The following is a 14,924-nucleotide window of genomic DNA, read 5'->3' as shown; positions in this document are numbered from 1 at the left end:
CAGCCAGCACCGGCCAGGTCGATCGCCAAACCCATTTGCAAGGCCTTCGACAGCGACCACACTGGGCCAGCCGCCTCAAACGGCCGAAGCCATGAACGGAGCGACACCATGACCACCTTCACTGCGCCACACAAGAACACCTCAGGTGTCGTGGCATCCATCAAGACCACGCTGGCTGACACCTACCGTGGGTTCCTCGACATCACACACAACAGCGTGGCCCTGTTGGGCACCCTGTTCGCTGTGGGCCTGATCGTGCTGAGCGCGCGAGGTGACCTGCGCCAGAGCGCCGAGCAGCAATTGCTGGGCTGGTTGCTGCAGCGCCAGGAAGCGACCATGGACGAACCCTTGATCGCGGTGGAGCCCACCGCCATCGACCGCGTCACCGCCGCCGACCCAGGCGACCTGCCCAAACAGCAGGCCAACGTGACGTTCTGGCTCAGCCGCAAGTACCGCGTGGCGCCCGAGCCGCTCGGCGCCCTGGTGGCAGAAGCGTTCGAGATCGGCGAGAAAGCCAAGCTCGATCCCACGTTGATCCTGGCGGTGATGGCCATTGAATCGCGCTTCAATCCATTCGCCCAGAGCCCCGTGGGCGCCCAGGGCCTGATGCAGGTGCTCACGCGCGTGCACACCGACAAGTACGAAGATTTCGGCGGTCAGCTGGCTGCCTTTGACCCGGTGTCCAACCTGCGCGTGGGTGTGCGTGTGCTGCAAGACTGCATCAAGCGCGCTGGCTCGGTGGAAGGCGGCTTGCGTCTGTATGTGGGTGCCGTCACCACCGACGGTGGCTGGTACATCGACAAGGTGATGTCCGAGCACATGCGCATCCAGAGCGTGGCGCTGGGCAAGCCTTTGCAGCGCTATGTGCCGCCTGCGCGCACGGTCAAGGTCGTCGCACCGGCTGCGCCGGCGCCTGTGGTGGCACCTGGCACCGAAATCGAAGCGGGCCCTGCCGCCCCGGCAGCCACCCCGGCACCCGCTCCCATGGCGCAGTCCTGAGCGAGTTGTGGCCGGCGCAGCCGATGCGCCGGCCTTTGCGGGAACGGTCAGCCAAGGCCATGGCACTCGGCTAAACTCGCTGAGTACGCAACTGGCGATAGGCGCGCAACCTCCGGAATGAGTTCCAGAGGTCTGGCGCTGACGTGGCCCCCCTGCCCGATCATTCCAACCCTGGATCCGCGGCCGGGACAACCACTGGGAAGCGTGCCGCCCCGCTGACGCAGCGCGGGTGTTCAGCCGTTCGCCTGGGCAGCCCTTGTCAATGCGCAAGGATTCACCTCTAGAAGGACTGCCATGTTCGACCGCAACATTCTCATCGAGCAAACCGACCCCGAGCTGTACGCCGCCATCCAGGCTGAAAACACGCGGCAGGAACACCACATCGAGTTGATCGCCAGCGAGAACTACGCCTCGCCCGCAGTGATGGCTGCCCAAGGCACCCAGCTCACCAACAAGTACGCCGAAGGCTACCCCGGCAAACGCTACTACGGCGGCTGCGAGTTCGTCGACATCGCCGAGCAACTGGCCATCGACCGCGTGAAGCAGATTTTTGGCGCGGACGCCGCCAACGTGCAGCCCCACTGCGGCGCCTCGGCCAACGAAGCCGTGTTCCTGGCCTTCCTCAAGCCCGGCGACACCATCATGGGCATGAGCCTGGCCGAAGGCGGTCACCTCACCCACGGCATGGCGCTCAACATGAGCGGCAAGTGGTTCAACGTGGTGTCCTACGGTCTCAACGACAAGGAAGAGATCGACTACGACGCCATGGAGCGCAAGGCACACGAAACCAAACCCAAACTCATCATTGCCGGTGCGTCGGCCTACAGCCTGCGCATCGACTTCGAGCGCTTCGCCAAGGTGGCCAAGGATGTCGGCGCCATTTTCATGGTCGACATGGCCCACTACGCCGGTCTGATCGCTGCAGGCATATACCCCAATCCGGTTCCCCACGCCGACGTGGTCACCTCCACCACGCACAAGAGCCTGCGCGGCCCGCGCGGCGGCATCATCCTGATGAAGGCCCAGCACGAAAAAGCCATCAACAGCGCCATCTTCCCCGGTTTGCAGGGTGGTCCGCTGATGCACGTGATCGCCGCCAAGGCGGTGGCATTCAAAGAAGCGCTGGCGCCTGAATTCAAGACATACCAGCAACAAGTGCTGACAAATGCGCGCATCGTCGCCGAAACACTCACGTCGCGCGGCCTGCGCATCGTCAGCGGCCGGACCGAAAGCCATGTGATGCTGGTCGACCTGCGCGCCAAGGGCATCACCGGCAAGGAAGCCGAAGCGGTACTGGGCAGTGCGCACATGACCATCAACAAGAACGCGATCCCGAACGACCCGGAAAAGCCCATGGTCACCAGCGGCGTGCGCATCGGCACCCCGGCCATGACCACCCGCGGCTTCAAGGACGAAGAAGCCCGCGCCACCGCCCACCTGATCGCCGACGTGCTGGACAACCCGCGTGATGCAGCCAACATCGAAGCGGTCCGCGCCAAGGTCAATGCCTTGACCGCACGCTTCCCGGTCTACAAGTAACGCCAACGGGCGGCATCACACGATGAAATGCCCCTTTTGCGGTCATCTGGAAACCCAGGTCGTGGAAACCCGCGTCTCGGAAGACGCGGATTTCATCCGCCGCAGGCGCCAGTGCGGGCATTGCGAAAAGCGGTTCACCACCTATGAACGGCCGGAAGTGAGCTTTCCGGCGGTGGTGAAAAAAGACGGCCGCCGGATGGACTACGTCCCGGGCAAACTCCGCGCCTCGTTCGCCTTGGCGCTGCGCAAACGCCCCGTGAGCACCGAACAGGTGGACGCAGCCATCGAGCGCATCGAAGAAAAGCTGCTCAACCTGGGCGCCCGCGAAGTGCCCGCCACGCGCCTGGGCGAGATGGTGATGCGCGAGCTGAAGAAGCTTGACAAGGTGGCCTACGTGCGCTTTGCCAGCGTCTACCGCAGCTTTGAGGACATCGACGAATTCCGGGCGTTGGTGGATGAGGTTCAGCGGTAGTCCACGACCACAGGGCAGGGATTTGGCCGTGAGCAATGTCACGCCCATTGACGTTAGACCTAGAAAGCCCCACTTTTGAATTCTTAAGAATTCAATTTCTTCGCCAATCTCTCGAAATATTAGCGCTATGTAACTTATCGCCCAGATGCAGAAAAAATACTGCGTCAGGCGTATTCACTGATCGGGAAAAAGCACCTACGAAAACGCGACCGCCTATCCCGCCAAGCAGGCACTTCGGCGCTTCAGCGGAGCGCTCAACAAGGTGCCGGGCAAAATTCAAGCGTGAAACATTTCTTTACCCACCGCCAATTGATCCGTGCCGTTCAGCATGGTTTCACTTTGATCGAACTGATGGTCGCGATCGCGATTCTTGCGATTCTGCTGGCTGTAGGGGTCCCGAGCTTTCAATCCTTCATTGCCAGCAGCCGATTGACCACGGCAAACAACGACTTTGTAGGTGCCATGACGCTCGCTCGGAGCGAAGCCATTCGACGCGGCAACCGCGTGACCGTTTGCAAAAGCGCTGACCTGAACACCTGCACGACCGCGGGGGGTTGGCAGCAGGGCTGGATCGTATTTGTGGACACCACCCGATCAGGCGCTGCCGCTGAGGTTAATACAGGCGAAACCATCGTTTCACGTTATGAAGCAATACAGGGCTCATTGACCTTGGTGGGCGATACCAACGTGGCCAGCTACATATCCTTCGCGGCCGATGGAACCGCACGCCTGATGTCAGGAGCCGCTCAGGCGGGTCGGATCCGCGTCTGCAACTCGGCCTCTGTGATGGAGGACTCTCGCCGAGCGCGCGACATCACCGTGACGTCGGCCGGTCGTATCGCCACATCGGTACCTACCAGCGTCAGCGCCACATGCCCGCTTTGAACACGAATCATGAAAAATTCCATGCATTTCAAGGTAAAGAGAGCTCCTTCATTCCAGCGAGGTGTGGGCTTGATCGAGGTACTGGTGGCGGTGCTGATCTTGGCACTCGGCTTGCTCGGCATGGCGGGTCTGCAGGCCAATGCGCTGAAGACCAACCAGAGCAGTTATGGCCGCACCCAGGCGGTCATGTTGAGCTATTACATGCTTGATGCCATGCGCGCGGATCGCAACAACGCGGTGCTCCAGAACTACAACACAGGGGTTGTAGCCGGAGGTGTGATCGAGCCGGCGTGCAGTGCCAACGTGTTCAACCAGCCCAACCTGCGAGACACCACGCGGAAGGACTGGCTGGAAAGTCTCAAGTTCGCCCTGGGCAATGCGGATTCAACCTGCGGTGCAATTCACTGCGAAGTGAATGGCGAATGCACTATTCAGATCACTTGGGACGATTCCCGAGCGGGTGGCTCTGGCGAGCAACGTCTTGAAACCAGGAGCCGCTTGTGATTCTCCCCCGCACTTCGACACGCCGCCGCCAGGGCGGCTTCAGCCTGATCGAACTGATGGTGGCCCTGGTTCTGGGGCTGGTGCTGATCGGTGGCGTGATCAACATATTTGTCACCAACCAGCAGGCTTTTCGGACCAATGAGAATCTGGCACGCTTGCAGGAAAACGCCCGGATTTCGTTTGAACTGACGGCGCGCGAGATTCGTCAGGCCGGCGGCAATCTGTGTGGCGCTACATTGGTCGCCAATGTTCTGATCAACCCTGCATTGGGCTGGGCCTACAACTGGGACGCCGGATCGGTGCGAGGGTTTGACGGTGGCCAGGACGCCACCGGCATCGTGGCCACAGGCCCAGGCGTTGGCGAACGGGTGGCAGGCACCGATGCCGTGACCATTCTCAGTGGCGGGCTGGACAACGGCGTGATCATCACCAACCACAATCCCACGGCCGCCTCGATCGATTTGTCCTCCATCAACCACGGCTTGGCCATTGATGAAATTGTCATGGTCTGCGACGCAGGTTCCGCCGCCATCACGCAAATCACCAATTCAAGCCCGGGTACCAACAGCACCATCGTGCACAACACCGGTACCTCGTCACCTGGCAACTGCACCAAAGGGCTGGGCTTTCCCGCAGATTGCAGCAGCTCAGGCGGAACAGCCAAGACATTCCAGAGCGGTGGCTTCGTCACCCGGCTCTCAGCGTCGTTCTGGTACATCGGCAACAACCCTCGCGGCGGCCGATCCTTGTACCGCCTGCCTGACACAGGACCAGCGGAAGAAATTGCAGAAGGCGTGAGGGATCTGGAGTTGAAATACCTGATGCGCGATTCAGGTTCGGGCAATCTGGGCACCGACTGGATTGACGCCACGGCCATCCTCGACTGGTCCAACGCAGCGCCGCTTCAGGTGGTGGCAGTCCGCATGCGCGCCACGCTGCAAACGCAGCAAAACGTGAGCATCGACGCCCAGCCTCTGATCCGTCAGCTGGTGCATGTGGTTAACATCCGAAACAGGAGCCTTTGATGCCTGCCCTCGATCGCCACCGCACTGCCCGTCCGCAGCGTCGACAGCAAAAGGGCATCGCGCTTGTTGTGGCACTGATTCTTCTCGTCATCATGACGCTTGTGGGATTGAACAGCATGCGCTCGGTGACCCTGGAAGAACGCATGACTGGTCACACGCTCGATCGAAGTCTTTCGTTCCAGGCGGCTGAAGCCGCGCTGCGCGAGGCAGAGGCATTTGTTGAAGCGAACAAACCCTCCCCCGCTCCTTTGAGCGCCTGCGTGTCCGGCATTTGCGGCTCACCTGCTGCCACAGACACGCCGCGCTGGCTGGACAGTTCATTCTCCAGTTGGCGTGCGGCTGCGGTAGTCGAAAACGGCAACATCGACATTTCGCCGCAGTACTTCGTGGAATACCTGGGCACCACTTTCGCCTGCGATCCGAGTTCGCCCACCTCTTCCACCAACTGCCGGCGCTACCGCATCACCGCCCGCAGCAACGCAGGCAATGACCGGGCATCGGTGTTGCTTCAATCGATTTACGCAACGGAATGACCGTTCGCACAAGGGGGATCCGAATGAAGCTCAAAGCTCGAATGAACACGACCGCAAAAGTGCTTGCGATGTCTGTGATCGTCCTCACGCAGGGCGCCATGCTGGCCCACGCCAACCTGATCTGGCCGTCTACCCCCTTGAGCGCCACCGTCAGCGCAAAACCTCTGGCCATGCTGGTTGCCGGTCGCGACCACAAGCTTTTCTACGAAGCGTACAACGACGCCTCCGACATCAACGGCGATGGACTGCTGGATGTGGGATTCAAGCCAACCATCACCTACTTTGGCTTGTTCGACTCCACCCTGTGCTACAGCTATTCCGGCAACAGCGACAGCTACTCCATCAGCGACGCCACCAACATCGCAGCCGAAAACGCCGAGCTCTTCGAACCGGTTGCCACTGCCGGGGCGCTTGGGGTGTGCACTGGGGCCACCGAGTGGTCGGGCAACTGGCTCAACTACGTGACCACCAGCCGCATCGACGCGCTTCGAAAGGTGCTCTACGGCGGCTTCCGGGATATCGACACAGCCACCCGTACGGTCTTGCGGCGCGCCTACATTCCGCAAGATGCCCACAGCTGGGGCAAGGAATATCACAGCATTGCCACCAGTGGATACGACATCCGCCAATACACGCCGCTGGATTTGCCCGTCAATGCCACCTCGCGCCATTTCTTTGGCAATTTGACGGGCAACATCGATCGCTCCTGCGCCACCCTGAGCAATTGCAGCAGCCTGCCTCCGTTGCTCCGCATCCGTCGCAACGTCGGCGGCGACAAGCGCATCTGGGAATGGGCTTCGAAAGAACGTCCAGTGCTGGCGGACAGCCTGTCCAGCGGCGGCTTCCCCAACGGGACAGGATTGCCCGAAAACTTCACCGTACGCGCAGAAGTATGCAAGACACCGTACACCAACGAGTGCAAGTTCTATCCCAACGGAAACAGCGGCAGCTACAAACCCATCGGACTGCTGCATGAATACGGCGAGAACGAGGCCATGTTGTTTGGCCTCATGACGGGCAGTTACGACAAGCACATGTCGGGCGGGCGCCTGCGCAAGGTGATTTCGTCCTTTGCGAACGAAGTCAACTCAACCACGGGTCAGTTCGTGGTCGGTTCAGCACCGATCGTGGACACGTTCAACAACCTGCGCATCCGCGGCTTCAACCAGAGCAGCGCCACCAACGAGTACTGGAAGTCCAGCCCTTATGAAGACTCGGCCAAGGCCGCCAGCGAAGGGCAGCTCGTGGACTGGGGCAACCCTATCGGGGAAATGATGATGGAGGGAGCCAGGTACTTTGCGGGCGCCCTGGCCCCTTTGTCTGCGTTTGATGCCAGCACCGAACGCACCATTGATGGCCAGGTCGGCCTCAACAGCGCCACTTGGGACGATCCCTATGCGAACCGGCCGTATTGCTCTCGTGCCAATTTCCTTGTGATCTCGGACGTCAATCCGTCCTTCGATTCCAATCAGGTGCGAGGTGCAGTCAACGCCTTCAGTTCATCGATCTCGGGGACGAGCATCATCAGTTCGCTCAGTGCGGAAACCTACAGCAATCTGATCACCGGCATCGAAGCAGCCAGCGCAACGTCAAGCATCACAGGGCTGCGTTTCATCGGCCAGTCAGGAACGTTGTACGACGCCGCGCCCACGCCCAAAAACGTCACCAACCTGGCCAGCATTCGTGGTCTGGCACCCGAAGAACCGACCAAACAAGGTTCGTACTATTCGGCAGCGGTGGCGTATTGGGCCAAGAGTGTCGGTGTGCGCACTTTGACAACGCCAGCGGGCGCGTCGTTGCCGGTCAAGGTGGATTCCTACGTAGTCGCCTTGAGCTCGCCCCTGCCCTCGTTCGACATCCCGATGCCTGGTGACCGCAAGATCACCATGGTGCCGTTTGCCAAATCGGTCAGCGGGTCGAACATTGTGGCCACAAAGGGCAGCTACCAGCCCACCAACCAGATCGTCGACTTTTACGTGGAAGAGCTGGTCAATTCGAGTGGCCCGACCGGTAAGGATTACAACGCTGCGATCAACGGCGGTCGGTACTCCGCGCGCTTCCAGATCAACTTTGAAGACGTAGAGCAAGGTGGTGACCACGACATGGACGCCATTGCGCTTTACGAGATCAAGGCCAATGACAACGGGACTTTGTCCATCAAGGTCACGCCTACCTACCAGGCTGGTGGCATTCAGCAAAACATGGGCTATGTGATTTCGGGTACCACCAAAGACGGCGTCTACTTGGTGGCCCGCGACGAGACGAACTCGCCTGCCTATTTTCTCAACGTCCCCAAAGACCAAGAGCCCGGCTATTGCGAAACCTTGACCAACACCGGTTGCAACAGTTTGCCGGCCGTTGGCGCTCTTGCCGCAAATATTCCGACTTACACGTTCTCTCCCGGTTCGGCAGGTGCCAGTCTTCTCAAGGGTCCGCTCTGGTACCTGGCCAAGTACGGCGGCTACATAGCGGAGGATGCAATCACTGGCCCCAACCGCCGCCAAGAATGGGATGCCAACAACGATGGCACCCCAGACTCCTACTTTCTGGTTCAGAACCCATTGAACCTGCGCACCCAGTTGCGCAAGGCCTTGGAAAACATCAGTTCGCGAAGCGGCAGCGGAGGAAGCATCATCGCGAACAGCACCACGCTGTCCACAGAAACGCTTGTATTCCAAGCCACCTTCAACTCAAACCGTTGGTCTGGCGACCTTCTGGCTTACCCGGCAACAAGCGCGGGCGTTGGCGCCACGCCCACCTGGAACGCAGCAGCCCGCATCCCAGAACACAACAGCCGCAAGATCTTTTACTGGTCCGACGCCACCGGACTCAACAAGGGCCGCGAATTTACATGGGGCGGCAGCGGGCTCTCCACGGCAGAGAAGGCACTGTTTGACGATAGCCAGTCTCTCTTCAATTACCTGCGTGGCGATCGCAGTGGTGAAGTTTCAAAACAAGGCAACTTCCGGGATCGACTGGACAGCACAGTTCTCGGTGATATCGCGCATTCGTCGCCCGCCTTCAGCAAGGAGACGCAAACGGTCTTTGTTGGCGCCAACGACGGAATGCTGCACGCCTTCACAACAAAGGCCGCTGGAGCAAACGGCCTTCCCTCTGGCTCGGAAATGTTTGCCTATGTCCCCAGCACCTCACTGCCCAAGATGAAGGCGTTAGCGGCGACCAACTACAACACCAACCACCAATATTTCGTGGATGGCGACATTGCAGTATCCAACCAGACGCTGACGACCGACCGCATTTATCTCATCGGTCTGATGGGCCGCGGAGGCAAGGGCATGTTTGGCCTTGACGTCACGACGCCGGAGAGCTTTTCGGCCAACGACGTCAAGTGGGAGTACACAAACTCTGCGGATGCAGACTTGGGCTTCATGCTCGGACGCCCCATCATCACCCGCATCCAGGACGGCCGGCAGGTCGCCCTTGTGGGCAATGGTTACAACAGCAGCAACGGGTCCGCGGCACTTTATGTGGTCGAGCTCGCCACGGGAACCATCATCCGCAAGCTGGTCACGCCTGTCGCCGGCAACAATGGCCTGGCCACGCCTGGCACGTTCGATACGAACAGCGATGGCGAAGTGGACTTCGCGTACGCGGGTGATATGTTCGGCAACGTGTGGAAATTCAACCTGACCAATGACGACCCAGCCAACTGGAGCGTGGACAACAATGCCAGTCCCATTTTCGTGGCGCGCAACGCGAGCAATGGGGTGCAGCCCATCACTGGCCCAATGTCTGTGGCCATCAACACGGTGCAGTCCGACCCCAACCTGGGCAAACGGTTTGTATTCTTCGGCACGGGGAGTTATTTCCTCAGTGGCGACCCCACAAACACGTCGAGGCAAACCCTCTACAGCTTCATCGATTCGAACACGACCGTGAGCAGCCGCGCCAACATGACACCGCGAATAGTCAGCATCACCGGTACGTTCGATGGCAAGAAGGTCCGGTCCTTCCCCACTGCGTCTGCGGGAGACATGTTCAACAAGGACGGCTGTTACGTCGATCTCCCGGAGACGGGTGAGCGCATGATCACCACTCCCCGGCTGTTCAATCTTGCTGAGCCCACATTGCTCGGCAGCACCATCGTCCCTGTCACCAACGATCAGTGTGTTGCCGGCGGCAATGGCTACATCAATGCAATCAATCCGTTCACCTGTGCGAGATTGAGCCTCCCTTTCTTCGACATCAACGACAACAACAACTTTCTCGACGATGTCATCCAGTTGAGCGGCAACCAGAACGCCAACATCAGTTCCATCGACCTGGGTGTCGGCATGCCAGGAGAGGCCATCCTGATCGGCAATCGTCTGGTTGTGGGAGGATCCGATGGTCGCCTCGAGGACGTTCGAGTCAATATTCCCACTGTTGCCCGCAGGGGGCGCCTCTCGTGGCGCGAGATTGTCAGGGACTGATTTCATGAAACCACTCAACCTCTCCGCTGCGCACCGCGTTCGAGGCTTCACCTTGATCGAACTCATGATCGTGGTGGCCATCATCGGCATCCTCTCTGCCATTGCCTACCCGAGCTATCAAAACCATGTGTTGAAGACCCGGCGCGTGGCAGCGGCCGGATGCCTCATGGAACTGAGTCAATGGATGGAGCGCAATTACTCAACCTGCCTGGCCTACAACACCACAGGTGCCGGCTGTGCCACCCCCATGGCTAGCGCGGTGCTGCCCGTCCTGTCGTGTCGCAGCGATCTCGGCGCGTCTTACACGTTTGAATTCAGCACAGCCCCCACCTCCTCCCAATACGCTCTGCGCGCTGTGCCCGGTGGCCCGCAGGCTGGCGACACAGGATGTGGCAACCTGACCCTCAACCAAGCTGGACAAAAGGGCAAGTCTGGCGCGAAGGCTGTGAACGCTTGCTGGCAGTAAGTACTCCCGCTGCCTTCTCTGCGGTTTGGCAACAGGCGCTGGCGCTGGCGCGGAATGCCATCGATCTTTCCAATCCCAATCCGCGTGTAGGGTGTGTGATCATGTCCCACGAACGGCATGTCTTGGGACAGGGATTTACCCAACAGGCCGGCGGCCCACACGCCGAAGTCATGGCGCTTCGCGATGCTCGCGCCAAAGGCCACCCACTTGCCGGTGCCACCGCCTACGTCACCTTGGAACCCTGCTCCCACCATGGCCGTACTCCACCGTGCTGCGACGCGCTTGTCGAAGCCGGAATAGCCAAAGTGGTGGTGGCGACTGAGGACCCCAACCCACTTGTGGCCGGGCGAGGCCTGGCGCGGCTGAGGGCGGCGGGCATTGAGGTGGAGCTGCTCCCGCCCGAGAGCGAAGCGGCCTTGGCATCACGCGAACTCAACATCGGTTTCTTCAGCCGAATGGTGCGCGGCACACCGTGGGTGCGCATGAAAATGGCCGCGTCGCTCGATGGCACGAGTGCGCTGAACAATGGAGCGAGCCAGTGGATCACCGGGGAAGCCGCTCGAACTGACGGTCATGCCTGGCGCGCTCGCGCTTGTGCCGTGCTCACGGGTATCGGCACAGTAATGGAAGACGACCCCAGGCTCGACGTGCGTTTGCCAGACACCACACGTCAGCCCCACCTCGTGATCGTGGACAGTGCGCTTGCCACGCCGTTGTCAGCACGACTGTTCGAGCCCGCCCCCGGCGGGCTGCCACGGCAAGTCTGGATCTACCACGCGGTGCTCGACGCCGAGAAGCAGGCGGCTCTGGCCGAACGCGGCGCGATCCCTATCCACATGCCGGGCGCCGACAACAAAGTCGACTTGGCGGCCATGCTCAGGGACTTGGCACAGCGCGAAGTGAACGAGCTGCATGTGGAGGCGGGGCACAAGCTCAACGGCTCTTTCTTGCGCGAGGGCCTGGTGGACGAACTTCTGGTGTACTTGGCGCCCAAGTTGCTCGGCCAAGGCGCCAGCCTGTCGAACCTGGGGCCCCTCGAGCTGCTGCAGGATGGTGTCCCACTCCACTTCGCCTCCATTGAACGTGTGGGTGAAGACCTTCGCATCGTGGCCCGCGTGCAGGGCCATGATGCGTTTTTGCGAACGCCCCACGCTTGATCTGAGTTCCTCGCGCCTGCCACGCAAAGGCGCGCGTAGTGCAAACAAAGCAATCAATCCGTCGGTCTTCTGTCGAGTAGCAGCCATCGATTGACTACTTTGGAATTCAACATGCTTGGGTAGAGTTCCGGCATGTTCAGGTTCAGCACCCTCCTCTCGCGTCGCCCCAACTTCATCAAACTGACGACCGCCATGGCTGCACTGACAGTCGTGGTCGGCTTGGTGTTGCCCATCGCCAACGACCATGTGAAGCGCGGGCACCGCGCAAACGCTCGCGCCGCGTTGTCCAACGCAGCGCAGTGGATGGAACGCACCGCCTCGGCGCAAGGCCGGTATCCAAAGGCTGTGGCCATTCCCGAAAGCGTGTTGTTCGTGAAAGGCAGGCAATACACCATCGCCGCGGCGTCCACAGACGGGTTGGCCTACACGCTGACGGCCCACCCCCAGGGCGATCAGGCCAGTGACCAGTGCGGCTCGTTCCGAATCAACCACACGGGCGTTCGAAGCCAAGTCGCCACGGCCGAAGTGCCGCACCCCCTCGGCCCGATGGAATGTTGGGCTTGGTAGAGCCGAAAACACGGATTGAGCTCCCCGTCAATACCGCCTGAATAGTAGTCATACCGGCTATCCATCCAATCATTTTGGCTGTCAGATAGTTACTTTGTGACTCTTTTTTCGCAGTTAGAGTGCGTGCATGTTCAAAGCACACACGTTCCCTGTGCGCCCAAACCAGGCTGGCTTCAGTCTCGTTGAGGTGCTGGTCACCATCATCATCCTGAGCATCGGGATGTTGGGGTCGGCAGGCATGCAGACGGCTGCGCTGCAAGCCAACACCCAAACGCGCTACCAGGTGGTTGCTGCTGCTTTGGCGAGCGAGTTGGCCGAATCCACCCACAGCGACCGGTACTTGCCGGGCAACACCTTGGAGCGCTACAGCGACGGCGTTCGACAGGCAGAGCAAACACCTGTTCCGCTGGATGTGCAAAAGTGGACCGGGATCGTGGGCTCGTTCGAAGCCAACGTGGGCGCTCCCTACACGGACAGCACCGGCACAACCCGCAAGGCCTTCAACATTGCGCAAAACAGCCCCTACCGCCCGGACCTTCCCAACATAGCAACCGATCCGTTCGTTGAAACCGGCGCGACGGGCTCCTTCATGATGGCGGGCCTGGCGCTCTTCGCCAACACGCAAAGCTTCCGAGCCGATCTGCCCAAGGCCCGCATCAGCACGTTTTCCATCGACGTCAACAGCTACAACATGACAGGTGCCAGCGCCAGTCTGCGCCGCGGTACACAGTTGCACCTGGCCGCCAAATACGGCGGTTTCGATGACGCACTAGCGGGCAACACCGGCAGCCCGTTTGCCATGGGCAACAACTTCGCCTGGCAAGGCGCCAACGGCGACGCCAAAAACTACTTTGTGGTGAGCGACCCCCAAAAATTCCTGGACTCGATCGGCAACGTCTTCGCCTCACTGGTCAACGAAACCAGCAGCATTGCGGGCAGTGCACTGACATCGCAGGAGCTGAGCACCTCGGAAGCAAACTCGGTGTACCAAGGCGGCTTCAATCCCGTGGGCGGCGACTGGAGCGGCCGGGTTCGCAAGTTCGCCCTCAGCCTGTCAGCCGACGGAAAAGCGACGCTGGAAAGCACGCCAGCCTGGGACGCCTCGGAACTCCTCACACTGCGCACCCTGGCCGACAGTGGCGCCAGTCGCAACATCGTGGTGGGTTCGCCACTGGGGCAACAAGGCAGCGTGGGTCCGTCTCCATTCAAATGGGACAGCTCCCTCGCTGCTGCGCACCAGGATGCGCTGAACACGAGCCCCAGCGGTCCCGTGGACAACCTTGGTCCTGGTCGGCTGAACTTCCTGCGCGGCCACCGCGGTGATGAGCGCTCTGCTTCCGCTCCTCAACGTCCGTTTCGAGCTCGCACACGGGTCTTGGGCAGCGTGGTCAACTCAGGACTGGTGTACCAAGGGGCGCCGTCCACGACGCTTGCAGGCACTGGCTACGCCGCCTTCCAGCAGACGCAGAAGAACCGGACGCCGGTGGTGTTTGCAAACGCCAACGACGGCATGCTGCACGCGTTCCGCGCCAGCGACGGTCTAGAACTGTTTGCCTACATCCCGGGCTTCATCGTCCCGCAACTCAACATCCTGCCCGATCCCGACTACACGCATCGCCCACTGCTGGATGCAACGCCCACCGTGGGTGAGGTCCAGATGAACGGTCAATGGCGAAGCGTGCTGGTGTCTGGCGCGGGGGCAGGAGCGCAAGGCATCTACGCACTCGACGTGACAGAACCCGATGCATTCTCCAAGGACAGCGTGCTGTGGGAATTCACCGACGCGGACCATGCCGCCATGGGCAATGTGCTGGGCAAGCCCCGCATCGTTCGAGTCCGCATGAACGATGCTGGAACAGGCAGCGACAGCTACAAATGGATGGCGGTTGTGCCCACCCGTGTCAGCGGCAACTTCTTCAATGCGACACAACTGGCCCGGGCCAATGCCATGCGCATGTCACGCCACACCCTGGTGCAGGTGGTGGATGCCGATCTGGGGTGGGTCGGAGGTTGGCGTGTGTATGCCGACATGGACCGTGACATGCAATACACAGCGGGGACCGACACGCTGATCGTCGAGCAGGGGCCCGCCGGGGATGGCGTGATGAGCAACGGGCCCAGTGATGATCTGGAAGATCGAGGCACCGTGGCGGACGGGTATTTGCTGTTCAATCCCGCAGGTTTCCCGCGTTCCAGCACCGATGGAATCGCCACCGGCAGCGTGGTGTTCTACCTGCCGGAAGGTCGCGCCACCGCGGTGGTCTATTCCCAGGCCGGCCGCATCCGCCGCTGCGACCCCACCAAGACGGGCTGCCGCCCAACATCGTGACGGATCACTGACTCG

Annotated in this window: 12 protein-coding genes; all 12 read left to right on the top strand. The window is 60.7% G+C overall.

Annotated elements, in window-relative coordinates:
* Positions 1–108 precede the first annotated feature (108 nt).
* On the top strand, positions 109–999 hold the full coding sequence (locus tag BSY239_RS06070; RefSeq protein ID WP_069046055.1) for a lytic transglycosylase domain-containing protein: 891 nt from the start codon (positions 109–111) through the stop codon (positions 997–999).
* A 294-nt stretch (positions 1,000–1,293) separates the two neighbouring features.
* Entirely contained in the window at positions 1,294–2,538 is a 1,245-nt protein-coding gene (glyA, locus tag BSY239_RS06065; RefSeq protein ID WP_069046054.1) for a serine hydroxymethyltransferase, read from the top strand.
* Between the two features lie 22 nt (positions 2,539–2,560).
* Positions 2,561–3,010, top strand: a complete 450-nt coding sequence (nrdR, locus tag BSY239_RS06060; RefSeq protein WP_069046053.1) for a transcriptional regulator NrdR — start codon at positions 2,561–2,563, stop codon at positions 3,008–3,010.
* Between the two features lie 282 nt (positions 3,011–3,292).
* Positions 3,293–3,895, top strand: coding sequence for a GspH/FimT family pseudopilin (locus tag BSY239_RS06055; protein WP_156775423.1), 603 nt, complete (start codon positions 3,293–3,295; stop codon positions 3,893–3,895).
* Positions 3,896–3,904: 9 nt separating this feature from the next.
* Positions 3,905–4,399 (top strand): type IV pilus modification protein PilV, encoded by a 495-nt coding sequence (gene pilV, locus BSY239_RS06050; RefSeq protein WP_216637505.1) that lies wholly within the window; start codon positions 3,905–3,907, stop codon positions 4,397–4,399.
* On the top strand, positions 4,396–5,424 hold the full coding sequence (locus tag BSY239_RS06045) for a prepilin-type N-terminal cleavage/methylation domain-containing protein (protein WP_216637504.1): 1,029 nt from the start codon (positions 4,396–4,398) through the stop codon (positions 5,422–5,424). The genes pilV (BSY239_RS06050) and BSY239_RS06045 overlap by 4 nt, the downstream gene beginning before the upstream one ends.
* Positions 5,424–5,957, top strand: coding sequence for a pilus assembly PilX family protein (locus tag BSY239_RS06040; RefSeq protein ID WP_069046052.1), 534 nt, complete (start codon positions 5,424–5,426; stop codon positions 5,955–5,957). Before BSY239_RS06045 ends, BSY239_RS06040 begins: the two co-directional genes overlap by 1 nt.
* Before the next feature lie 23 nt (positions 5,958–5,980).
* On the top strand, positions 5,981–10,390 hold the full coding sequence (locus tag BSY239_RS06035) for a pilus assembly protein (RefSeq protein WP_156775422.1): 4,410 nt from the start codon (positions 5,981–5,983) through the stop codon (positions 10,388–10,390).
* 4 nt (positions 10,391–10,394) lie between these two features.
* On the top strand, positions 10,395–10,856 hold the full coding sequence (locus tag BSY239_RS22785; protein ID WP_069046050.1) for a type IV pilin protein: 462 nt from the start codon (positions 10,395–10,397) through the stop codon (positions 10,854–10,856).
* Positions 10,844–12,013 (top strand): bifunctional diaminohydroxyphosphoribosylaminopyrimidine deaminase/5-amino-6-(5-phosphoribosylamino)uracil reductase RibD, encoded by a 1,170-nt coding sequence (ribD, locus tag BSY239_RS06025; RefSeq protein ID WP_236944140.1) that lies wholly within the window; start codon positions 10,844–10,846, stop codon positions 12,011–12,013. Before BSY239_RS22785 ends, ribD begins: the two co-directional genes overlap by 13 nt.
* A gap of 192 nt (positions 12,014–12,205) precedes the next feature.
* The gene (locus tag BSY239_RS06020; protein ID WP_216637503.1) at positions 12,206–12,580 is read left to right on the top strand and encodes a type IV pilin protein; all 375 of its coding nucleotides are present in this window, start codon (positions 12,206–12,208) and stop codon (positions 12,578–12,580) included.
* A 127-nt stretch (positions 12,581–12,707) separates the two neighbouring features.
* A complete protein-coding gene (gene pilV, locus BSY239_RS06015; protein WP_069046048.1) occupies positions 12,708–14,909 on the top strand; it encodes a type IV pilus modification protein PilV in 2,202 nt (733 codons plus the stop codon).
* Positions 14,910–14,924 lie beyond the last annotated feature (15 nt).

It is taken from the genome of Hydrogenophaga sp. RAC07 (assembly GCF_001713375.1).
Taxonomy (GTDB): Bacteria; Pseudomonadota; Gammaproteobacteria; order Burkholderiales; family Burkholderiaceae_C; genus Hydrogenophaga.
The sequence above is the reverse complement of the archived record's forward strand: the minus strand, read 5'-3'. Positions and strand labels throughout refer to the sequence as shown.